The following is a 23399-nucleotide window of genomic DNA, read 5'->3' as shown; positions in this document are numbered from 1 at the left end:
ATTATTTATAGGTTTCTGCTAAAAAATCTAAATAACGTTTCCAAGAGCGCTGATCAGCGCGAGCATCATATCTATCGCTGCCGAACACGCTAAAGGCATGAGGCGCGCCACTATAAGTAACCATCTCATGTGGTACCTTTGCCGCTTCTAGCGTCTTGCCCAAAGTAGCAAAACTTTCTAGGGAGACAGAGTCATCCGCAGAGCCATGAAACACCAATATCTCGCCAGTGGTCTTATCATAGCTTTGACTCGTTGGCGTATCGAAGGCACCATGGAAGGGTACAAATGCCTTTTGCGGGAATCCTGAGCGCGCTAGCTCCAAAGCAACCGTACCGCCAAAACAGTAGCCCATCGTCACGCCTGTGCGTGCATCATTGCCTTGCGCTTGACCGGCATTCAATGCACCTTGCAGCAAGCGGCGCATCTTGCTGCGATCGTCATATAATGCTGCGGTTAAGCGTTTATTCTCTTCAATAGTCGTCGGGCGAATACCTTGCCCAAACATATCAGCAGCCAGCACGTTATAGCCTTCAGTCGCTAACATATCAGCACGCTTGCGCTCATAGTCGGTGAGCCCATCCCAATCATGAATCAGTAAGATAAACGGTGCATTCGCTTTGTCCGCTTTGGCGTAATAGCCCTCATAGGGTTGGTTGTCTACTGTGTAAATAACATTTTTAGTGGTAATCGCAGTAGCAGTTTGGCTGAGCAGCAATGCCGCTAAGGCTAAAGAGGCGCTGCACAGTAGAGGCGCTGCACAGTAACTTTTCGCCGTAGCGCTTATGTAGTTTGGTAAAAGTGGATGTTGATATCAATGTCATAGCTAGCCTCATCATGTTAGTTAAAAAATGTCAGTGAAAAATAGCGTAGTTAACAGCCAATCTACCCTTTTAACATTTATGAGCAGACATCTATTAGAGAATAGCGTAAAGAATAACTACATAACAACGCTATATTGTTAAAAATAATAGCGTTTAAAATTATTTAAAGCTGAAATCATTGCTATTTTGCTTAACCAAATATCAACACGCTTAACGATATAGATGACATACCTGTCGGCGATTTTTGAGTAAGATAATTGTTGGTATCAGAATTACTGTCTCAGCATTGCTATCTAAAAATTGCTTGAGTCGATTTTATCCGCAACCGTGCCACCATGCAGAAATTAACGGACATTTGAAGTCGCTATTATTCCTACGGATATAAAACTGTGTTGGCGCTTATTGAATGGTCTAGTAATAGCCCATTTTTACTCATTAGCTAGCTAGGATATTTTATGAATAAGAATATTGATCATACTGACCCCGCTAAAGACATGAATACAGAACAAGGTCATGGCGGTGAAACCCATCAGCGTGCCGGTGATGACGCCAAAGCGTTGACCACCCAGCAAGGTGTTGTCATCTCTGACAATCAAAACTCGCTAAAGGTTGGCGCACGTGGACCAACGCTGTTAGAAGACTTTGTCTTACGTGAAAAAATCAATCACTTTGACCATGAACGTATTCCAGAGCGTATCGTTCATGCGCGCGGTAGTGCAGCACACGGTTATTTTGAATTGACAGAATCGCTAGAAGAATATACCACTGCGAAGATTTTAAGTGAAACGGGTAAGCAGACGCCATTATTCACACGCTTTTCTACAGTAGCAGGCAGTAAAGGCTCAAAAGATACCCCGCGAGATGTGCGTGGCTTTGCGGTAAAAATTTATACCGAAGAGGGTAATTGGGATATCGTTGGCAATAATATGCCGATTTTCTTTATTCAAGATGCGATGAAATTTCCAGACCTTGTACATGCGGTCAAACCTGAACCAGATCGTGGTTTTCCACAAGCGGCATCTGCTCATGATACCTTTTGGGATTTTGTCTCACTCAGCCCTGAGACGATGCACAATTTGATTTGGGTAATGAGTGATCGCGGACTGCCGCGTAGCCTGCGTATGATGGAAGGCTTTGGTATTCATAGTTATCGCTTAATTAATAAAGAAGGCAAGAGCACCTTTGTACGTTTCCATTGGAAGCCAGTGCTGGGTGTGCAATCGACTACATGGGATGAAGCGGTAAAAATATCCGGTGCTGATCTTGATTATCATCGCCGTGATTTGTTTGAATCGATCAACAATGGTGATTATCCAGAGTGGGAATTTGGCGTACAGTTATTTACTGAAGACGAAGCCAATGAATTTCCATTCGATCATTTGGATGCCACCAAATTGATTCCAGAAGAATTGGTACCGGTAAAAATTGTCGGTAAAATGGTGCTCAATCGTTATCCGGATAATTTCTTTGCCGAAACAGAGCAAGTAGCGTTTTGTCCCTCACATTTGCCACCGGGTATCGATTTTAGTAATGACCCGTTATTACAAGGTCGCCTATTTAGTTATCTAGATACTCAGTTATCGCGTTTGGGCTCACCGAATTTTGCCCAAATTCCAATCAATGCACCAAAATGCCCGTTTGCCAATAATCAGCAAGATGGTCATATGCAGATGCACGTGCCGAAAACTCGTGTGTTATATGAACCACAGAGTCTCGATCCAACGCGCCCACGTGAGAGCGTGAAGAAAGGCTTTGCGTCTTTTGCCGAGACGCTAGATGATGGCGTTAAAGGTCGCATGCGTGCTGAGAGCTTTGCGGATCATTATAGCCAGCCGCGAATGTTCTATCGCAGTCAAACTAAAATTGAACAAGCGCATATTGCTTCTGCTTATGCCTTTGAGTTGGGTAAAGTAGATACCGCGCATGTGCGTACACGTATGTTGGGTCATCTGATTAATATCGATGAAGATTTGGCAAATCGTGTTGCAACGGCGCTGGGTATGCAATTACCCGAAGCGGCAGAGGCAGCTGCACCGATACAAGACATGGCGACGTCTGAGGTATTACAAACGATTGGTCGTACGCCTAAGACGTTAAAAGGTCGTATGATTGGAATACTAGTTGCAGAAGGCTCAAAGCATAGCGAAATTAAGAAGTTTGAAGATGCCGCAAATGCAGAGGGCGCAAGTGTTAAAATCATTGCACCGAATAAAGAGGTGAAGTTAGACGATGATACCATTATACAAGCTGATGAGCGCGTAGCAGGCGGTCCGTCTGTGATGTTTGATGCGGTCGTTAGTATCATCATGCCAGAGCAAGCGAAGAAGCTTGCTAAAGACAGCGCGGCTCTAGATTGGTTTACAGATGCCTATGTGCACTGTAAAGCGATTGCCTATTGCGGTGCGACCGATGAGTTTATCTTAAGCAAGCTACCGATTGAAAAAGACAGCTTTGTCACGCCATTGGCTGATTTAGATGCGTTTATTGATAATGCGAAATCACGTCTGTGGGAGCGTGAACCAAAAGTACGTGACCTTGCTTAGTTTTGCTTAACTGTTTTTAAGTACATATTTTAATTATACAATCTTATTAATTGTTTCTCTTAAACTCAGCCGTCGTGCTGAGTTTTTGCATTTTAGATCAATAAGATGGGTTAGTATTCATTAGTAAACGTCAGCGTTCATATAAAGTAAGTTTGGCTAATAGCGACAAGGTTATACTCAATCAACATTGTAGACTTTTACTTAGTAATGACAGATGAAAATAATTACAAAATATGAATCAAGGAAGACTTATGAGCTTATGTGAAATAGTACGCTTAGAGGGTTATATTCAGAGTATTTATTTGGCTGTATATCCCGATAAACTACTGCTACTTGATGGCTGCTGTCGCCCTGATGTACCAATGATACTGAACTATATACAGACCACGTTACAGCGTCCTACTAGCGATTTGAAAGTGGTGATAGTAACGCATATGCATCCTGATCATGCAGGCGGCGCCCATAAGCTTAGGGAAGCAACGGGCTGCCAAATTGTATCGGCAGATAAACCGATGCAGTGGTATGCCGGTATCGGTGGTCAGCTTATGCATCTGGTAGATACGGGACTGGCGCATTATGTCGCTAAGCGTCAAGGTCGTCCGTTTAAAAGATTGTGGTATCCTGCGCATCTTCAGCCAAATAAGACGGTGCAAGAAGGCGACGCTATTCCTAACTTTGAGGACTGGCAAGTGTTAGAGACGCCAGGACATACCGATCGTGATTTGTCTTTATTTCATCGTCCAAGTCGTCAAATCTATACTGCTGATTTAATTATTAAACTGCGTCATAAATTTGTGGCGCCATTTCCGATTTATGACCCAAAAGCTTATATTCAATCTTTGCAAAAAGTGAAAGATTTGCAGCCCTCTAATGTAATGATGGCTCACGGGCGTGAGCTAGCTATTGATGCAGCGACGTTTGATAGGTTGATTCAGCAAGCGCCAAAGCATCAACGCACCGTAAAAGATACCATTCGTCATAAACTATTATGGTGGCGCAATAAAGAGTCGCAGCTAGGCTAGCTTCATTGAACGCTATAGTTATGAAGCTGTAGAAAATAATAATACATTAAAAAATCTATCTAAAAAATTTAAGCAAAAAAAGCTCAATCATATCAATGACTGAGCTTTTCGAATATGGTGGGCCGTCCGCGATTCGAACGCGGGACCAATTGATTAAAAGTCAACTGCTCTACCGACTGAGCTAACGGCCCTAATGAGAGAATAAAAACCAAGGTTTTTTTTAACTCTAAAAGCTACCATCCTAGGGGATGGGTCTAACTGTGCTATCTTAGCATAATTATTATCTATAAAAATAATAACGATTATAAGAAGCCATACTAAACACTAAAAATGGTGGGCCGTCCGCGATTCGAACGCGGGACCAATTGATTAAAAGTCAACTGCTCTACCGACTGAGCTAACGGCCCTGAAGAGATTATAAAAAAGCAGTGCTTTTTAACTCTACAAGTTGAAATCCTTGATGCTGGACTTCTCTCACGTTTATTTATTTCTATCTCTAAACGTGAGAGCACATTATATATAGTTTTATAGCAATTACAACCCTATTTCATCAAAAAAACGTAAATTATATAAAAAAAATGGTTTTATTTATCAATTTTCTGATAAAAGCCCTCATTACAACTCATTTAATCTCTAGAAAGGGCTTCAACAGGGTCAAGTTTGGCGGCATTACGTGCCGGTAAAAAGCCAAACACCACACCAATAAGCGTCGAGCATAAAAAAGCAGCAATAATAGAGGTAGAGGAATAAATGACTTGAAAACTGTCTCCACCCACGCGATTTATCAATTCTCCAATGGCAAAGGCTAAGCCAATACCGAGTAAACCACCTAAAATACACACGAGTATCGCTTCGATTAAAAACTGCTGCATGATATCGCTTTGGCGCGCACCAACTGCCATACGTACACCAATCTCATTGGTACGTTCGGTCACTGATACCAGCATAATATTCATAACGCCAATCCCGCCGACGATTAAGGAGATAATCGCAATTGATGAAATCAGTAACGTCATTGCGGCGGTGGTAGATTCAATCGTTTGGCGAATAGAGTCAGAGTTGCGGATTCTAAAGTCATCCGTACCGTGGCGACTTTCCATAAGTTGAGAAATCGCTGATTCTGCTGCTGCTGAAGAAATATTATTATCAATTAGAGCAACAAAGCTTTCAATATAGGCGCTGCCCACAAGGCGCGACATGATAGTAGTGTAGGGCATATATAAGGTCGGTGAATCTACGCTGCGACCAAAACCGCCATCATTGGGAGCAAGTACGCCAATAACGCGCCCCGGTACACTGCCAATTAATACGACTTCACCAATAGGATTGGCATTATCAGGAAAAAAGGTCTTTTTGGCATTGTCATCAATAATAATATCTTGAGTACGGCGTAAAATGCTTTGCTCATCAAAACCCTGACCTTGAATCAGTTTTTCGCCAGTGACATCGAGATAGTCTTGACCGACACCGCTGATACTTGCTGCTTCTTGTACATTACGATAGCGTACATTGGTATTGCTATTAATTTGCGGGCTGACGCTGACGACATACGGCTGATCAGCGATTGCTTGCGCATCTTGTGGGGTCAGATTCTTATCATTATATTTTCGTCTAGGATCACCATAAGGATAGCCGTCAGTGACGGTAATAGTATTGGTACCAAGCGAGCTAATATTGGATAAAATTTGTGCTTGTGAGCCTTTACCGAGCCCAACAACAGAGACTACTGAGGCAATACCAATAATAATACCTAGCATGGTCAGCAAGGTGCGCATTTTATGCGCACGCATTGCTAATAAGGACATTTTAAAGGCTTCAAATAAACGATCTATAAAGCTACTAAAGGCGCTTTTTCGGTGTTGGTCTAGGATAGATTCAGGTTTTGCTTGGGTGTGCTGATAGTGTTCATTTTTATAATCAGCGATGATATAGCCATCTTTAATTTCAATGACGCGCTCAGCTTGTTCGGCAATACTAGGGTCATGGGTGACCATAATAATGGTGTGACCTTGCGCGTTTAAGTCGCGCAGGATTTCCATCACATCTTCGCCAGACTTACTATCAAGCGCACCGGTTGGCTCATCGGCTAGAATGATATCGCCACCGTTCATCAGGGCGCGTGCGATAGAAACACGCTGCTGTTGACCACCAGATAACTGACTGGGACGGTTATTAACCTTCTCACCGAGTCCTAAATCTGACAGCAGCATCTCAGCGCGCTGACTACGGGCTTGTCCATCCATTCCGGCATAGACGGCAGGTACGGCAACGTTATCACGAGCGCTAATATCGCCTAGTAGATGATAACGCTGAAAAATGAACCCAAAATGCTCACGGCGTAACTTTGCAAGCTCATCTGCATCTAAACGGCTGACGGACTGACCATAGATTTTATAATCACCGGCGCTGGCTTGATCCAAACAGCCTAAAATATTCATTAAGGTAGACTTACCGGAGCCTGACTGTCCGATGATCGCGACCATCTCACCTTGATTGATCGTCAAATTAATATCATGCAGCACGCGAATAGTTTGTTCACCCGCCTTAAATTCTCTGATGAGTCCTTTAACTTGCATTAAGGGGACTTCAGTCGCATCGGTCGCGGCGCTTGAATGGGGATCTTGGTTATTCATCTGTCATGCTGCCTATATTAATCTATATCAATGCTCATCTTTTGCTACGGAACTTTTAAGCTCTTAAGGTGCCGTTTTTTATTTTAAACCGTTATGCTTAATGCTTAAGAGTTATGATTAAAACGGTCTGCCACCTGGTCGACCACCTCTACCGCCTTTTTGACCTTTTGCTGGACCTTCTTCACTGATAACTACTTTATCGCCTTTATTTAGACCGCTGAGGATTTGTGCATTAACGCGATTGTTAATACCCACTTTCACGGTTTGTTCAACCACTGTGCCGTCAGCTTGCAGGACGCGAACGGTAGCCGTAGTGACGCCATCTTCACGATTAGCATCAGCAGTTTTAGCATTGGTATCTTTAGCATTGGTATCTTTAGCATTAGTAGGCGCTTTATTAGCGTCTCTACCTTTTTTAGATTTACCGGCAGGTTGTAGGGCGGCAGAAGGGATTAATAAGGCGTTTTTGGCTTGGTTGATGATGACATAAACTTGCGCGGTCATATCAATACGGAAGCGACGTTCGGCATTGGGCACTTCGATGTAGCCGACATAATAAATGGCGGCATCGGTCGAGCTGGTGTCACTAATGCGCTCAGGTGCAGGCTCAATGGCTTTAAGGACAGCATCGTATTTTTGGTCGGGATTACCAATGATATTAAAATAGACGGGCATATTTGCTTTGACGTTAATGACGTCGGCTTCAGAGATTTGTGCATTAATACGCACGGTTGATAAGTCCGCTAAGGTAACAATGGTTGGTGCGCTTTGATTGGCGTTAACGGTAGTGCCTTGTTCGGTCGTGACTGAGACCACAGTGCCTGACATTGGCGCACGAATCGTAGTATAGCTTAGGTCTTCTTGTGCGGTGTCCACATTGGTCTGTGACTTGCGTAGTGCCGCCTGTTGGCTATTGATATTTGCTTTTGCCGTAGCGATAGCAGCGTTAGCCGTTTCAATAGAAGCACGAGCACTGGCAACGGCAGATTTTGCGGTATCAATGCGAGTAGCTTGAGTATCGTATTCTTGTTGTGAAATCGCATCGATATTAAGCAAAGATTGCAGCCGACCGAAGTCAGATTGGGCTTGTTTTAGCTCTGATTGACGGCTGGCAAGGTCAGCGTACGCACTTTTTAATCCTGCTTCACGGCTCGACACTTCGGCTTGCGCGCTTTCAGTGGCTGCTTGGCTTTGGTCAAGGCTGGCTTGCTGATTGGTTAAATTATTCTTTTGCGTGACCTGATCAATTTGTGCAATAAGATCACCTTTTTGCACCTCGTCGCCCACATCAACAAATAGCCGTTTGACCTCGCCAGATACTTGCGCACCAACGTCAACGGTATTAAGCGCTTTTACCTTACCAGAAGCCATGACGTTATTTTCAATATCGCCAATCTCGGCGGTTGCCGTCAGATAGTTGGGCTGAACTTCTTTTGGTTTTAAGGTTTTATAGGCTAAAGCACCTAATGCTACGACAATTAAGGCAATAATGCCCCATTTAATAGCAGACTTTTTGCTTAGTTTGCGCATGCTGAGGGTCCAATTACAGTCAAATCAAGTATGAGTATGAGTATGAGTATGGGTATGGTAAAGGCTTCATTGCCAAAAAGAAATGATAATTAGTTTGCGAAAGGTTAAGGTGAAGAAGATTAACTAAGATGACTTGTTATCATAGCTATCGTTAATAATGATGAAATATCAAAAAATCGAGTTATCTTGGAGAAAATAGGCGCTGACCGGCTAATTCTAACGCCGCTTGTAATAATAATTCCCACGCGGGCTGGCGGATAACGCCTTTAATCGCTTGATCGCAACGATAAATAAGCGCAGACCACTCGGCCGTTTGGGCTTTGGTTTGACGGCGACACGCCTGCTGATACAGTCCTTGTTTACTGCGCCATATTCCCAATGCTTGTGGATCTTGTCCATCCATTAACGCCATGATTTGGCGCATGTCTTTACTGATTGCCCAAAGCACTAACGTCGTTGGCTCATCAGTGGCTTGTAGTTGAAATATGATTTTTGCCACTTGTGCTTGGTTACCTGCAAGCATGGCGTCGGATAAATCAAACACGCTAAAGTGGGCATCACTGACTAAAGCTGCTTGTAAATCAGTAATATCTAACACCACAGTTGCGGCAGTACGGTTCTGATGATGAGCGTCATGTTTGTTTTTGTTGATATCTGCTATGAGCTCTGGTGCAAATAAGTAAGACAGCCGCCACAAGGTTTGATACGCGCTTAACAGATGATGCTCGGTTTGCGACAGCAAAAGTTGCCACGCCTCTTGCGATAACCTCAAACCAAATTGCTGCGCCTGAATTTGCAACAGCTGCTGACGCCCGCGTTCATCGTATAAGTTGCAATCAATAATATGACCGTATTGCGCAAAAGGGGCAAACCATTTGCTCGTTTGGGCGCGGCGGTCTTGCTTGGATGTCAGCCACAATAAGCTGTTACTATTGACTCCGGTTTGCGCTTCCACAGCAAAGCGTTCTAGCTCGGCAATGACTGCTTTGTCAGGCTTATGATTGCCCGTCACAATCAGGGCGCTCGCATCATCGAATAAAGATAAACTTCCCAGTTCTGACAATACGTCTTGCCAGCTTTTCACGGACACCAGCTCGATACGTTTAATCGCATAGTTTTGCGCCCGCCAATGCGGACGTAGCGCATCAATAAGCCACTGATGTAACAGCGGCTCATCACCATGAGCCAGCCACAAGCCTGCGACTGCAACATCAGATTGCAGTAGCTTTGGATAGGCTTGAATAAAAGTGTCTTGCATAGGCGTTGTGCTACAAAATAAAAAGACGAATAGTAGAGAAAATAATTAAGAATTTGGCGTGACAATAGTCGTAACTTCTGACTTATTCACAGGATTTTTAATAAGTTGCGAGGACTTATTGATGCTGGCAGGTGATACTTTAGGTAGGTTAATCGCCACATATTGATCGGTAATACGGCGCGCTAAACTGTCGTATAACCAGTCGCGAATTTGATTGCCTTGCTGGTCATCGGTACTGACCGTTGCCTCATTATATTGATAGCTACGCTCAACTTGAATGGGATTGGTTAGCGTGACAGGCTTACCGTCTTGAATGGTCTGGTAAGTGACATCGGCTGATAATACCAGCCGGATTTCTGTTAGCACGCCAACCAATTCGTAACGCTTAAAGCGCACGTTATTCACGTTAATAGTCGCAATCTGCTCAGCACCACTGTTATTTGCCACAGAGGTATTAGTCGTAGAGCTGTTAGCAGAATTTTTGTTAACAATATCTACGCCCAACGCTTCCAAACGTCTGGTTAAGGGTAGTTTTAATGGAAAGGAAAGGCGATCATCTGCAATGATAATGGCGGTCTTAGCGACATTAAAATGCAAAGGCGCTTCATAACCACGCAGTTGAAAGCCACAACCCGTTAGGATACTGGTCGTACCCAGCACAGCAACCATTGGCAAAGCCGCCAGTAGCATCTTGACCGATCTTTTTGCGCGGTATTGCTGTGCACAGTCATTTGCTGTCACTGACGACAGCGGCGCAGAGTGCTGCTGGTACGACATAATTGCTATCCTTATTTTTAGTCAAGTGGCTTTTAATCAAGCCACCTTGAATCAACCAAATGAATACGCTTAACCTGCTACCACAAAACTGACCAACTTATTCGGCACGACAATCTCTTTTTTAATCTCACCAGTGATGAATTTTGCCACACTTTCAATCGCGCGTGCTTGTGCTTTTAGCTGCTCAACATCGCCATTTGGTGCCACGTCCATTTTGCCACGTACTTTACCATTGACCTGAACCACCATAGTAACGGTATCTTGTACTAAGGCGCTGGCATCAAGCGTAGGATAAGCCATCGTTTTGGTATCAAATCCTAACTGCTCAAGCAAATGCTCACCGACGTGTGGGGCATAGACCGATAGCATAATGAGTAAGTCAATCAAGGCTTCATGCTGAATCTGTAAGTCTTGCGCGCTGTCGGCTTTAAAGCTGGCAAGCTCATTAGATAATTCCATCAAGCTTGATACAGGCGTATTAAGCGCCAAACGATTACCAAGGTCGCCATCGATTTTAGAAATCGTTTCATGAGTTTTACGACGTAAATTTTTGGCAGCTTTGGTTAAACCCTCCGTATTTAACGGCGTATTATTTAACGTTATAAGGTCTAAATGAGCATCATTCAGCGCTTGTATATGCTCAATGGCAATACGCCAAACTTTTTTAATAAAGTTATAAGGACCTTTTAACGCATCATCTGACCATTCAAGGGTTTGATCTGCAGGGGCAGTAAATAGAGTATACAAGCGCACGGTATCAGCACCGTACTGATCAATGGTGGTTTGTGGGTCGATACCATTATTTTTTGACTTGGACATTTTTTCAATTTTGCCAATCGTAACAGGCAGACCATCAGTTTTAAGTGTGGCTTTTATCGGCTGTCCACGCTCGTTATAGTCAATATCGACATCTTGTGTGAAATAATAAGTCGTACTACCATCGCTATTCACACGATAGAAAGTGCCTGCAAGTACCATGCCTTGAGTCATGAGATTGGCAAATGGCTCATCGCCTGATACCAAGTTTTCATCACGCATCAGCTTATGGAAAAAACGTGCATAAAGAAGATGCATTACCGCATGCTCAACACCGCCAACGTATTGGTCGACAGGTAGCCACTTGTTAGCGGCAGCTTTATTCACCATATTTACTGCATCATGCGGACTGGCAAAACGGGCGTAATACCAACTTGACTCGACGAAAGTATCAAAGGTATCCGTCTCACGCTCAGCAGGGTTGCCACATTTTGGGCAAGTGGTATTGACAAATTCTGGAATGTTTTTAAGTGGATTACCACGACCATCAGGCACCACATCAGTCGGTAAGACAACGGGTAAATTCTGCTCTTCTACCGGAACCGTACCGCAATGCTCACAGTTCACCATTGGGATAGGGCAGCCCCAATAACGCTGACGCGATACGCCCCAATCACGCAGACGATATTGGATTTTTTTGTTGGCAAGTTCTGACGGCGCCAGCTTCGCTAACATGGCTTCAAAAGCTTGCTCGAAGTCCATGCCGTCAAATTCGCCTGAATTAACCAAGGTATTACGCTCGGTATAAGCACGATTATCGTCATCGGACTCTACATTATCAAAATAGCCTTCAGGAATATTGATGACTTGTTTGATGGGCAAATTGTATTTGGTTGCAAATTCATAATCACGTTCATCATGCGCCGGAACCGCCATAACGGCGCCTGAGCCATAGCTCATCAATACATAATTGGCGACCCAAACTGGCACTTGTTCACCAGTCAGTGGATGCGTAACTGTTAGACCCGTATCCATACCAATTTTATCGGCTTTTGCCAAATCCGCTTCCGCAACCGAGCCTTTTTTACACAGCGCACAGAAATCAGCAATGGCTTTATTGTGCTCAGACGCATACTGCGCGAGTGGATGCTCAGCAGCAACCGCCACATAAGTAACGCCCATCAAGGTATCAGGACGAGTAGTGAAGACATCTAGCGTATTGTCTTGACCTTCAAGATTATAAGGGAAATGCACTTCCATACCCGCACTGCGACCAATCCAATTGCGCTGCATGGTCAGTACTTCAGACGGCCAATGACCTTCTAGTTGGTCTAAATCATCGAGTAGCTCATCGGCATAATCAGTAATTTTAAAGTAATACATCGGGATATCGCGCTTTTCGACCGCAGCACCACTACGCCAGCCTTTACCATCAATCACTTGCTCATTTGCCAAGACGGTATTATCAACGGGATCCCAATTGACGGTAGAAAGCTTCTTATAGACCATGCCTTTTTTATATAATTGCAAAAATAACCACTGTTCCCACTGATAATACTCAGGATTACAAGTGGCAAATTCACGTGACCAATCTACGGATAAACCAAGCAGTTTCAGCTGCGCGCGCATGTTATCAATATTCGCAAACGTCCATTCAGCAGGCGGTGTTTGATTGGCAATCGCAGCATTTTCAGCAGGCAAGCCAAACGCATCCCAGCCCATTGGCTGCATCACCTCAAACCCTTTTAGGCGATAATAACGGCTGAGCACATCTGATATCGTATAGTTACGCACATGACCCATATGTAGCTTACCGCTTGGATAAGGGAACATAGAGAGCATGTAGCGACTTGGCTTGTCGCTTGGCTCATCACTGACTTCAAAACGCTTGTCTGTTGCCCACTTGGTTTGCTGCGCGGCTTCAATAAGCTGCGGCTGATACGCATTCGTACTGGCGTCAGTGGTGGTTACGGGTTGATGATCAGTTGGGGCAGTTTGCGAGTTACTCATTGTCGGCTCTAATTGGTTAACACAGGTAAAAGGGAATATTTTGTAATGCCATAGCATAGCGTAATTTAGTAAAAATTGCGATGCTATGATACGCCAATCGTATGATGGCTATGCAGTATGTTTAGCAATGCGTTTGCCATTAAGTTTAGCAATGTGTTTGGCAATATATTTGATTGGTAAAATGCTAGACTGTTTAAAAATGAACCGCCACTTAAATCACAATGTAAATAAAAAATAATTTGGAGACAAGATGACCATCACCATTTACGGTATTAAATCATGCGATACGATGAAAAAAGCGTTTCTTAAACTTGATGAGCTAGGCGTAGACTATGACTTTCATGATTATAAAAAACAAGGTATAGATAAAGAAAGTGTCCAGCGTTGGGTCGATAAATTGGGATTGGATAAAGTACTCAATAAACGCGGAACGACATGGCGTAAACTGTCAGAGGAACAAAAACAAGCGGCTGATGATAGTAATGATAGCGCGATTGACTTCCTTGTCGCCAATACCAGTATGATTAAACGTCCGATAGTGGAGGGCAGTTATCAAGATAAAGCAGTATTATTATGCGGCTTGGATAAAGCAGAATTTGATACGGCTTTTTCATAAAAATGTGACTGCATAACCATAACCATAACCATAAAATAATAATTTTGCCCTATAATTCGTCTTATAAGTATAAAGGTCAGTGCGATTGATGAATATAAAAAAGCCCGAGCTTAGATATTAAGTTTGGGCTTTTTATGCTCATAAGGACTATTGGCTGCTAGCTCATTTATGCATCCAATTCACGGCTAATGAGTGTACCCACCCCTTCATTGGTAAAAATTTCCAAAAGTGTCGCATGAGGCACACGACCATCGACGATAACGGCACTTTTAACGCCACTACGAACGGCATCTAGCGCGCATTGAATTTTAGGAATCATACCACCTGAAATCGTACCATCAGCAATTAAGCCATCGACTGTGGTAGGCGTGAGACCAGTGACCACTTTGCCGTCACGACCTAAGACGCCTTTAATATTAGTCAACAGCATCAGTTTCTCGGCTTGTAAAAATTCAGCCACTTTACCCGCGACCAAATCGGCATTGATATTATAGGTATTGCCTTCGCTATCCACGCCAAGTGGCGCAATGACAGGGATGAAATCGGCGGCAATGAGCATGGTAATCACCTCTTTATTGACGCTTACCACATCACCGACAAAGCCTAGATCTATCGGAACCGCGATACCGTCATCGCCTATTTTTTCCATGAGTAATTTTTTGGCAAGAATGAGGTTGGCATCTTTCCCAGTGAGACCAATCGCGCGTCCACCGTGCTTATTAATCAAGCTGACGATAGACTTATTGACGCTACCGCCCAATACCATCTCGACCACATCCATGGTACTTTTGTCAGTGACGCGCATGCCATCAATACGCTGAGATTGGCGCCCCAATTCTTTGAGTAAGCTATCGACTTGTGGACCACCGCCATGCACCACGACGGGATGTAGCCCAACGGTTTTTAGCAACACAATATCGCGCGCGAAAGAGCTTTCTAGCTCTGGATCGGTCATGGCATTACCACCGTACTTAACGACAATCAGTTTACCTGAAAAACGTTGAATATAAGGCAGTGCCGTGGTTAATACTTCAGCGGTAATTTTGGCATCATGTAGATTTAGTGACATCGTAAGCTCCTAAAATCGGGTTCTAAAGCGCACGCTCAAGCATGCTGCAAACATCGATGGGAATTAAACATTATTAATGAAGTCGAGAGATTGAGCCATTTTTTTGTTATTTGCTGGTATTTAAAATGAAAACTATTCGGGATAAATAGCGGCAATTTGTTCTGCTAAGGTGTCATAAAAGGGACGGCATAAGGCGACAAAATGCGCTTGTATGTCTTTTAAATCAGCAACGCTATCACCGGCAAAACGCACCGTGAGACTGTGACTGGTATTGGATTTGCGCAGAACGCCAAACCCCTTATCAAAGTCTAGGCGTAAACCATCAATACAAGATAAGCGTGTCCCTGCTGGCAAGAGCTGCTGCGCCTGTGCAGTCGTGTATTGTAGGGTATGATCATAATCACATGATGACGAGGTATTGACAGTATTGACAGCAACGGTGTTAGGAGCTACCTCTGCCACAAGTCGAGTAGAACTGCTGTCATTATGAGCCAAGCGTTGTAAATAATGACAGAAGGCGACCAAATGCTCGATGATGGTGCAGTGGCTGTCAACTTTACTTGATAAGGGTAAATAGTGATCGGCGGTACTGACCAGCATTGGTAGATTTTGGGTAATATCTGTCAGCTGATAAGGGGCGGTCACGGGTTTTGGCTCACCCCACACATCGACAGTTGTCGTTACTGGTTTTGAATAATTTGGAGTATTGCTACCAAGTTCGGTCTGTTTATTCATTATTGATTGATGAATAGTGCCTATTGACACGGAATGGGTCAGCCAATGTAGTAGCCGCAAGCCGCTATACATCGCATCATCAAAAACGATAAAATAACCGTCATTAAAGATAAAGTGACCCGATAGCTCACCGGCAAATATAGCATGAGCGCCGCGAGCTTGGAGCTGTTGCCTTAGCAAACTACTGCCTGTTCTCGTCATCACTGGCGTTGCCCCGAGTGAGGTGAGCAGCTTTGTTAAATGATGAGAGCATTTCACATCAAACAAAACCTGCGGTGCGTCTACATCAGCAGAAAGCGGACGCTCCGTTATTGCCACTTGCGCTAATAAATAGAGCAGATGGTCGGGGGCGACAACCTTCCCACGATTATCCACAATCATCAGCCGATCGCCATCACCATCAAATGCTAAGCCCATATCCGCTTCATGAATCATAACCGTTTGTTGGAGCTCAGCAAGGCGATTAGGCTCGGTAGGATCGGGATTACCTAATGGGAAATTACCATCAGGGGTATCATTCAGCATAATGACCTGACGACAAAAACGCTGAAATAACGCTTGAGCAATATTGCTGGTCGCACCATGCATACAGTCAATGACAATCGTGATATTGAGCTTAGATAAAGGTTGAATACCATGGGTTATTTGCGTATCACTGTTTCGCGTATTACTGTGCTGATGAATACAAGAAAACACTTCTGCAATCGCTTCAATATAAGCACCCACAACCCTTGTAGTAGGTAAGTGATTAATACGGTTGGCAGATATAGTAAGTGGTTGTGAGGAGCTTTTTAGACCGTGGTTATTTTCAGAGCTATTATTAGAATGAGTATTGATTGAGAGACTGTTTTGAAAGTAGTTGGCTTTGGCATCATAAATAGCTAATAATTTCTGATACAAATTTTGAATGTCTTGGCTACTGGGAGAAGCGTTAGCTACTAACCATTTGACCCCTAAGGTATTTTTTTCTGAGTGGCTAGCGGTGACCATAATGCCATGACCGCCATATTGCTCAGCCCAAAATGCCATCATCGGTGTGGTAATGAGACCTAAATTAATCACGGTCAATGCGTGACTACTTAAAATATTGGCAAGCGTGTGCGCAATCGTATCACTATTACAGCGCACGTCGTAGCCAATAACGACAGTATTGTTACGTCTAGCGGGTGGCGTAGAATGACGGTTAGGAGCTGGCTGATGATTCTCTATATGAGTGTTTTTTAAGCGTTTATCTTCTATACCGCAACTTTGTATCTGATAAAGCTGGGCGAAGGATTTACCCAGTGCTTGTATAAATTCAGAGGTAAAAAGCTGCCGCGCACCGCGCACATCATAGGCACGAAATAAGGATTGCTGCGCAGAAAAATGCGTCATTACTTTATTCTCCTTATCAGCGCTATGAATGGTCGTTAAATGAGTTTACGCGACCGCATTTTTTGTAAATATAGATAGATAAACTTGGGTTACTGACGACCTGAATGACCAAATCCACCTGCACCGCGCGCGCTTTCGTCACTGAATTCATCAACGATTTCAAACTCAGGGCGGGCAATCGGTACGACAATATACTGTGCCATACGTTCGGCAGGATTAAGCACGAAATCTTCTGTGCTGCGATTCCAAATACTGACCATCAGCTCACCTTGGTAGTCAGCATCGATGAGTCCGACCAAATTACCCAGTACAATGCCATGCTTATGCCCAAGCCCTGAGCGTGGTAAAATCATACCCGCATAATTAGGGTCTTGAATATAAACGGCTAAACCTGTTTTTACCAAATGCGTTGCACCCGCTTTGACTATCAAAGGCTCATCAATACAAGCCCGCAAGTCAATACCTGCTGAGCCATCAGTGGCACGTGTGGGTAGAGAGAATGCTGCATCTTGAGTAATTTTAGGGTTTAAGACTTTAACTTGTACCGCTTGCATAACAGGCTCACTTAATGATTTGGCTATTTTTATTGATAGCTTTTTATATAGAAAAGAGGAATGTAATCACAACATCTTAATACGTGCCGTTTTACATTTAAAGCTGCATTTAAAAATTTATACTGCGCACATTCTAAAGCAACAGGATACTTGCCAGTCCGAGAAACGACATAAAACCTACAATATCAGTCACGGTAGTTAAAATCACGGAGGCGGATAGTGCTGGGTCAATATTCATGTTTTTTAACATCAATGGGATGGTAATGCCCGCGACATTTGCAGCTGTCATATTAATCGCAATAGCACAGCCAATCACCATACTAATCTTAGCATCATGAAACCACATTTGTGCAATTATTGCCATAATTATCGCCCAAACGATACCGTTTATCGCGCCAACCCACAGCTCTTTGTTAAATAACCACCAGCGGTTAGACCCACCGATTTGTCCCATCGCCATACCACGAATCACCACAGTCAGTGTTTGTGAGCCTGCAATACCGCCCATACTTGCCACCACCGGCATCAGAATGGCAAGCGCCACTACTTTTGCGAGCACCGCTGCGAACTGACCAATGACGATGGCGGCTAAGAGTGCAGTACATAAATTAATACCGAGCCAAATACTACGGCTTTTAGCACTGGTTAAAATAGGCGCGAACAGCTCTTCGTCTTGACTGACACCGGCTAGATTTTTCATGGTGCTGTCGATATCGTCTTGGATAATTTCCATGATATCTTCCCCATTTAACTGTCCAACCAGCTCACCGTGACTATTAATGACCGGCGCAAAGCGGATATCTTCTGAACGAAAAATCGCAGCGGCATCTTGAATATCTAGGCGGTCGTTAATAGTAATGGCGTTATCAATAAAGCTCGATACTAACGAATGTTGGTCGTGTTTAATTAAATCAACGAGACTCAGCAGTCCTAATAATTGCTGGCTTTTATCAACCACCAACAGCTCTTGGCTTTGGTCATCCAGTAAATCAACATGACTGCGCAGCCATTCTTGTACTTCTAGCAGACTGATATCGTCATGTACCTGAATAATATCCGGATCCATATAGCTGCCAACTTCCCAATCGGCATACGTATCAAGCTTATTCACTTGGATACGAATATCTTCATCGAGCGTTGCCATGACCGAAGTACGCACCGTTTCAGTAACGGTATCTAAAATCTCTGAGATATCCTGCGCATCAAGGTCTTGGGTAAATACAGAAACTTCTGTTGATGAGAAGTTTTCCATTAATGGCTGGCGCGTATCAAATTCTAGCTCAGCTAGCACTCGACCTTTAATAGGTTCGGCAACTTGCGCCCAAATCAGCAGTCGATCTTGATTAGGAAATGACTCCAGCAAATTAGCAATTTCGTATTCAGACTGCTTGGCTAAAAATTCAGCAATGGCAACCGTTGCCTTATCCGCCACCAAATCCTGCAAATACAGCAGCTTATATTCAGCCGTATATTCTAGCGGATTATAGTCTCCCAGCTTGAAAGAGCGTTCAGAGCTAGGCGTGGCGGTGGGCATAAGCATTCCAAAATGAGGGCAAAGTTAATATTAAGTAAATGTTAAAAGAGGATGTAATAAAAATACTCTTTCATTGATAAAAGGTAGTAATTTAAGTCTATTTTTTTAAAAAGTTGCATTAAAATTGAAAAAACTGCATTAAAAAAAGCGGTACTAATGTTTGCCTAATAACGCGCGAATATTGGCTAAATACTCATCAGCAACAGCTTCTGGATCTTTTATCGCTTTTTTCTTTTTCGCTTTGGCGGGCCAATCAATATGATCTTCAGGCAGTTCTTCTAAAAATCGCGATTCTGAAGTCACGCGCATCTGACCTCCTGAGCGTCGCTGCGTTGCCAGTGTTAACGTCAGCTCACGACGCGCACGGGTAATGCCCACATACATCAGACGGCGTTCTTCTTCGACCGTTTCACTCATAATGGAGTTACGATGTGGCAGCATTTCTTCTTCTAGCCCCATGATATAAACGTAGTTAAACTCCAAACCTTTGGCAGCATGTAACGTCATGAGGTTCACTTTATTGGTATTTTCTTCTTCTTGCTGCTGCTCAAGCATATCGAGTAATACCAGTTTGCGAATAATAGTATCAATAGTACGATCTTCATCTTCTTCTGCGCGATTAATAAGCGACTGAATACTGGTATATAGCACCTCAATATTATCAATACGATTTTTTTCTTGCTGTGGCGTTTTAGCATCCTCGCGCACAAAATCAATATAGCCAGTCTCATCAATCATTTGGCGCACGATAGGCACGGGGTCAGGATGCTGATCCAACTCGCGCGTGTAATGCTCAATAAAATCACCAAACGCTTTTAAAGTACCGTACGCTTTCGACGGTAAAACATGAGCAAGACCCGCATGGGTACACGAGGCAAGCAGCGAGATGCTATGTTCTTGTGAAAATAGACCAAGTTTTTCAAGGGTTGCCGGACCCATTCCGCGCTTGGGCGTATTGATAATACGTAAAAAAGCACTGTCATCTTCAGGATTTAATATTAAACGCAAATAGCTCATGATGTCTTTGATTTCACTACGCGCAAAAAAGGACTGACCACCGGATAATTTATAAGGTACTTGTAATTGTCGCAGCTGCGCCTCTAACATTCGCGCCTGAAAGTTACTGCGATACAGTACGGCATAATCTTCCCATTCATTACCAAACCGCAGTTTATGGGTAACAATTTCTTTAGCAACGCGCTCCGCTTCATCATCGTCATTACGACAATTAATAATACGAATTTTTTCGCCTTGACCTTTATCTGACCACAGTTTCTTTTCAAATAAATGCTCATTATTGGTAATCACCGCATTTGCCGAGGTCAAAATACGACTGGTTGAGCGGTAATTTTGTTCCAGCATCACAATTTTTAATTTAGGGAAATCCTCTTTTAATAATCCCATATTCTCAGGTTTCGCCCCACGCCATGCATAGATGGATTGGTCATCATCACCAACCACCGTAAAGCGCCCTTGTGGACCTACCAGATATTTAATCATCTCATACTGCGCGGTATTGGTGTCTTGATATTCATCGACGAGCAAGTAACGAATACGATTTTGCCATTTATCCCGCAGCTCCGTATTATCACGTAATATTTTGGTTGGCAGGACAATTAAATCATCAAAATCAACGGCATTATAAGCGCGTAAATTACGCTCATACAGGGCATAAAGCGTCGCAAAAATCATATCTTCGGGATCGTCTAAGGTATCCATTGCCTTATCGGGATCAATCAGATCATTTTTCCAATCGGAGATAAATTTCATTGCTTTACCGACCAGTTCACGACTCTCAGCGCCACTTAAGTTATCGCGCATCATCAATTCCATCAATAGGCGCTTGCTGTCCTCGCCATCCATAATAGAAAAGTTGCCTTTGAGTGGCGTATGTATCAGCTCATAGCGTAAAAATTGTAAGCCAAATTGGTGAAAGGTCGAAACGGTCAGTCCACGTGTTTTTTCACTGGGTAGTAATTTACTCACCCGCGCTTTCATTTCACGCGCCGCTTTATTGGTGAATGTTACCGCTGTGATACGTTCGGCTGGCATGTTACATTCTTCAATAAGATAGGCAATCTTACGCGTGATAACCGACGTCTTGCCTGAGCCTGCGCCCGCCAATACCAGTAGCGGACCTGATACATAGAGCATGGCTTCTTGTTGTTTGGGATTAAGTTGACTCATAATATGACCTGTCAGGCAAAAGCAAAAAAGAGGGGTGACGCTGTGATGCCATTATAAAGAACAAGGCATCATCATAAATGCAGAAAAACGTATCAGATAGGGTGATTAGGCGTAGGAAATTAGGTGCACTATTATAAAGCAAAATGCGCATTATTGGGGAGGAGATAGCGGTAGGTTCAAATACAGATTAATCTATAAAACTTAAATGATTATTTCCTTGCTATCATTCTAATGAGACAGAAACCAAAAAATCATCAATATATCAGGAATATAAATCTATGAGAGTTCACTTAGTCTTTAGTTTAATCATAACAATGGTAGTTCCAGTCATAGCAAGGGCTCAGCCCTCTAACCTTGAAGCTGGATTATTAAAATCAATGACCATTAAGCTTGATAATGAAGGTGATATCGAGCGAGATGAAAGTTCAGGAGTAGCCATTAGAAACTACAAGAGAAATAATTATATAAAAGCAGCACCTGATTTTCGCTATGATTATATTGATAATTATTTACTACTTAAACCTGCAACTTTCTTAGGGCATGATTTGAAAGTAATTGAAGAAGAGTATATGTCAGCATATATTGGTTGCTGTGTGAGTCCGGGCGTAGGTGTTATCATTAAGCAAAAAGGCAGTCTAAATAACGTAAAGGATTTTGCAAGAAAAAATAGATGTTCAATTGAGCCAATCAATTTTAATGCTCATCTCAGAGAACTTGGTATCAAAAAACCGCAAGCACCGACAGGCAACTATTATGCATTGAGCTGTCGTGAAAGAGATATAGAGAGACACGAGTAACTGTGAGAAAACGGCTGTTTTAACTGCTAGCAAGATATTAGTAATACAGCCGTTTAAGGTAATTAAAATTCAGTCAGCTAAGTTTTAATTACCATAAATTTAATCAATAATTTTAAGCATTAATTTTAAGCATTGTTTAACTGACGCGCAGCTTCTAACGCAAAATAGGTCAAAATGCCATCGGCACCAGCACGGCGGAAGCCAATTAGGGACTCTAAAATTACCGCATCCGTTAACCAGCCATTTTGAATAGCTGCCATATGCATGGCATATTCACCAGAGACTTGATACGCAAACGTTGGCACCCCAAAGGTATTTTTAACTTCACGAATCAAATCTAAATACGGTTGACCGGGCTTAATCATCACCATATCCGCGCCCTCGGCAATATCCATCGCCACTTCATGCAATGCTTCTGCGCGATTACCAAAGTCCATCTGATATTGTTTTTTATGACCGCCTTTTAAGTTGCCCGCACTACCAACGGCATCACGGAAGGGACCATAATAAGCAGAGGCATATTTTGCCGAATATGCCATGATAGCGGTATTGACAAAACCTTCGGACTCCAAAGCGTCGCGCATCGCTTTAATGCGACCGTCCATCATATCGCTCGGTGAGATAATATCCGCACCTGCTCTAGCATGTACCAATACTTGCTTGACCAAGACCTCAACAGTCTCATCATTAACGACATAACCATTGTCATCGAGCAGACCATCTTGTCCATGAGAGGTGTAAGGGTCTAAGGCAACATCCGTCATCACGACCATTTCTGGCACCGCGTCTTTAACGGCTTTAACGGCACGGGCACTTAATCCGTTTTCGTCATAAGCAGCGCTACCGTTCGCAGTTTTTAAAGCGTTATCAATCACCGGAAAGATATCGATGGTGGTTACGCCTTCTGCTAATAACGCTTTGGCATGCTTGATCAGCAGGTCAATCGATAAACGCTCAACCCCTGGCATACTGTGGATAGCTTCGCGTTGGTTCTGACCTTCTAATACGAATACCGGCGCAATAAAATGCTTAGGATGCAGCTCAACTTCACGAATCATCGCGCGTACATTATCGTTATAGCGCAAGCGGCGCAGGCGCGTAGCAGGGAATTGGCGATTGAAGGTGTAAGTCATTATTATTCCTTATGGTTTACGAGATAGATAGTGATATCAGTGTGGGTTAT

16 protein-coding genes and 2 tRNA genes are annotated in these 23399 nt (G+C 43.3%); 4 read left to right on the top strand and 14 right to left on the bottom strand.

Annotated elements, in window-relative coordinates; translation table 11 throughout:
* Position 1: 1 nt before the first annotated feature.
* Complete coding sequence (locus AOC03_RS03440) at positions 2 to 715, bottom strand: dienelactone hydrolase family protein (protein ID WP_062533614.1); 714 nt, start codon at positions 713 to 715, stop codon at positions 2 to 4.
* A 561-nt stretch (positions 716 to 1276) separates the two neighbouring features.
* On the opposite strand from AOC03_RS03440, the gene AOC03_RS03435 reads away from it, so the two are divergent.
* Positions 1277 to 3364 carry a catalase gene (locus tag AOC03_RS03435; RefSeq protein ID WP_062533613.1) on the top strand — a complete coding sequence of 696 codons (2088 nt, stop codon included), beginning with the start codon at positions 1277 to 1279 and terminating at the stop codon, positions 3362 to 3364.
* 251 nt (positions 3365 to 3615) lie between these two features.
* Positions 3616 to 4386 carry an MBL fold metallo-hydrolase gene (locus AOC03_RS03430; protein ID WP_062533612.1) on the top strand — a complete coding sequence of 257 codons (771 nt, stop codon included), beginning with the start codon at positions 3616 to 3618 and terminating at the stop codon, positions 4384 to 4386.
* A gap of 115 nt (positions 4387 to 4501) precedes the next feature.
* Here the strand turns inward: AOC03_RS03430 and AOC03_RS03425 are convergent.
* From AOC03_RS03425 to leuS, 7 genes are all read right to left on the bottom strand, one after another.
* Positions 4502 to 4577 (bottom strand) — tRNA-Lys (locus AOC03_RS03425).
* Between the two features lie 140 nt (positions 4578 to 4717).
* Positions 4718 to 4793, bottom strand: a tRNA-Lys gene (locus AOC03_RS03420).
* A gap of 219 nt (positions 4794 to 5012) precedes the next feature.
* On the bottom strand, positions 5013 to 7019 hold the full coding sequence (locus AOC03_RS03415; RefSeq protein ID WP_062533611.1) for a MacB family efflux pump subunit: 2007 nt from the start codon (positions 7017 to 7019) through the stop codon (positions 5013 to 5015).
* Between the two features lie 117 nt (positions 7020 to 7136).
* Entirely contained in the window at positions 7137 to 8549 is a 1413-nt protein-coding gene (locus tag AOC03_RS03410) for an efflux RND transporter periplasmic adaptor subunit (RefSeq protein WP_062533610.1), read from the bottom strand.
* Between the two features lie 181 nt (positions 8550 to 8730).
* Entirely contained in the window at positions 8731 to 9807 is a 1077-nt protein-coding gene (gene holA / locus AOC03_RS03405) for a DNA polymerase III subunit delta (RefSeq protein ID WP_062533609.1), read from the bottom strand.
* A gap of 45 nt (positions 9808 to 9852) precedes the next feature.
* Entirely contained in the window at positions 9853 to 10584 is a 732-nt protein-coding gene (locus AOC03_RS03400) for a hypothetical protein (RefSeq protein WP_084785756.1), read from the bottom strand.
* Between the two features lie 69 nt (positions 10585 to 10653).
* On the bottom strand, positions 10654 to 13350 hold the full coding sequence (gene leuS, locus AOC03_RS03395; protein WP_420480443.1) for a leucine--tRNA ligase: 2697 nt from the start codon (positions 13348 to 13350) through the stop codon (positions 10654 to 10656).
* 250 nt (positions 13351 to 13600) lie between these two features.
* Here leuS and AOC03_RS03390 point away from each other — a divergent pair, with 250 nt between their 5' ends.
* Complete coding sequence (locus AOC03_RS03390) at positions 13601 to 13966, top strand: Spx/MgsR family RNA polymerase-binding regulatory protein (protein ID WP_062533607.1); 366 nt, start codon at positions 13601 to 13603, stop codon at positions 13964 to 13966.
* Between the two features lie 166 nt (positions 13967 to 14132).
* On the opposite strand, the gene argB is transcribed toward AOC03_RS03390, so the two are convergent.
* The 5 genes from argB to AOC03_RS03365 all read right to left on the bottom strand — a co-directional run bounded on the left by argB (position 14133) and on the right by AOC03_RS03365 (position 21419).
* Positions 14133 to 15035 (bottom strand): acetylglutamate kinase, encoded by a 903-nt coding sequence (gene argB / locus AOC03_RS03385; RefSeq protein ID WP_062533606.1) that lies wholly within the window; start codon positions 15033 to 15035, stop codon positions 14133 to 14135.
* A gap of 132 nt (positions 15036 to 15167) precedes the next feature.
* The gene (locus AOC03_RS03380) at positions 15168 to 17144 is read right to left on the bottom strand and encodes a phosphomannomutase (protein ID WP_062533605.1); all 1977 of its coding nucleotides are present in this window, start codon (positions 17142 to 17144) and stop codon (positions 15168 to 15170) included.
* 89 nt (positions 17145 to 17233) lie between these two features.
* Complete coding sequence (gene dut / locus AOC03_RS03375) at positions 17234 to 17698, bottom strand: dUTP diphosphatase (protein WP_062533604.1); 465 nt, start codon at positions 17696 to 17698, stop codon at positions 17234 to 17236.
* A 133-nt stretch (positions 17699 to 17831) separates the two neighbouring features.
* The gene (locus AOC03_RS03370; protein ID WP_062533603.1) at positions 17832 to 19232 is read right to left on the bottom strand and encodes a magnesium transporter; all 1401 of its coding nucleotides are present in this window, start codon (positions 19230 to 19232) and stop codon (positions 17832 to 17834) included.
* Positions 19233 to 19385: 153 nt separating this feature from the next.
* Positions 19386 to 21419: a UvrD-helicase domain-containing protein gene (locus tag AOC03_RS03365; protein ID WP_062533602.1), complete on the bottom strand. Its 2034-nt coding sequence runs from the start codon at positions 21417 to 21419 to the stop codon at positions 19386 to 19388.
* 278 nt (positions 21420 to 21697) lie between these two features.
* On the opposite strand from AOC03_RS03365, the gene AOC03_RS03360 reads away from it, so the two are divergent.
* Positions 21698 to 22216 carry a hypothetical protein gene (locus AOC03_RS03360; protein WP_062533601.1) on the top strand — a complete coding sequence of 173 codons (519 nt, stop codon included), beginning with the start codon at positions 21698 to 21700 and terminating at the stop codon, positions 22214 to 22216.
* A 125-nt stretch (positions 22217 to 22341) separates the two neighbouring features.
* On the opposite strand, the gene hemB is transcribed toward AOC03_RS03360, so the two are convergent.
* Complete coding sequence (gene hemB / locus AOC03_RS03355) at positions 22342 to 23349, bottom strand: porphobilinogen synthase (RefSeq protein WP_062533600.1); 1008 nt, start codon at positions 23347 to 23349, stop codon at positions 22342 to 22344.
* Between the last annotated feature and the right edge of the window lie 50 nt (positions 23350 to 23399).

The sequence above is a fragment of the Psychrobacter urativorans genome, from assembly GCF_001298525.1.
In the GTDB taxonomy this organism is placed as follows: domain Bacteria; phylum Pseudomonadota; class Gammaproteobacteria; order Pseudomonadales; family Moraxellaceae; genus Psychrobacter; species Psychrobacter urativorans_A.
Note: the sequence above shows the minus strand (reverse complement) of the source record. Positions and strands in the feature narration are given on the sequence as shown.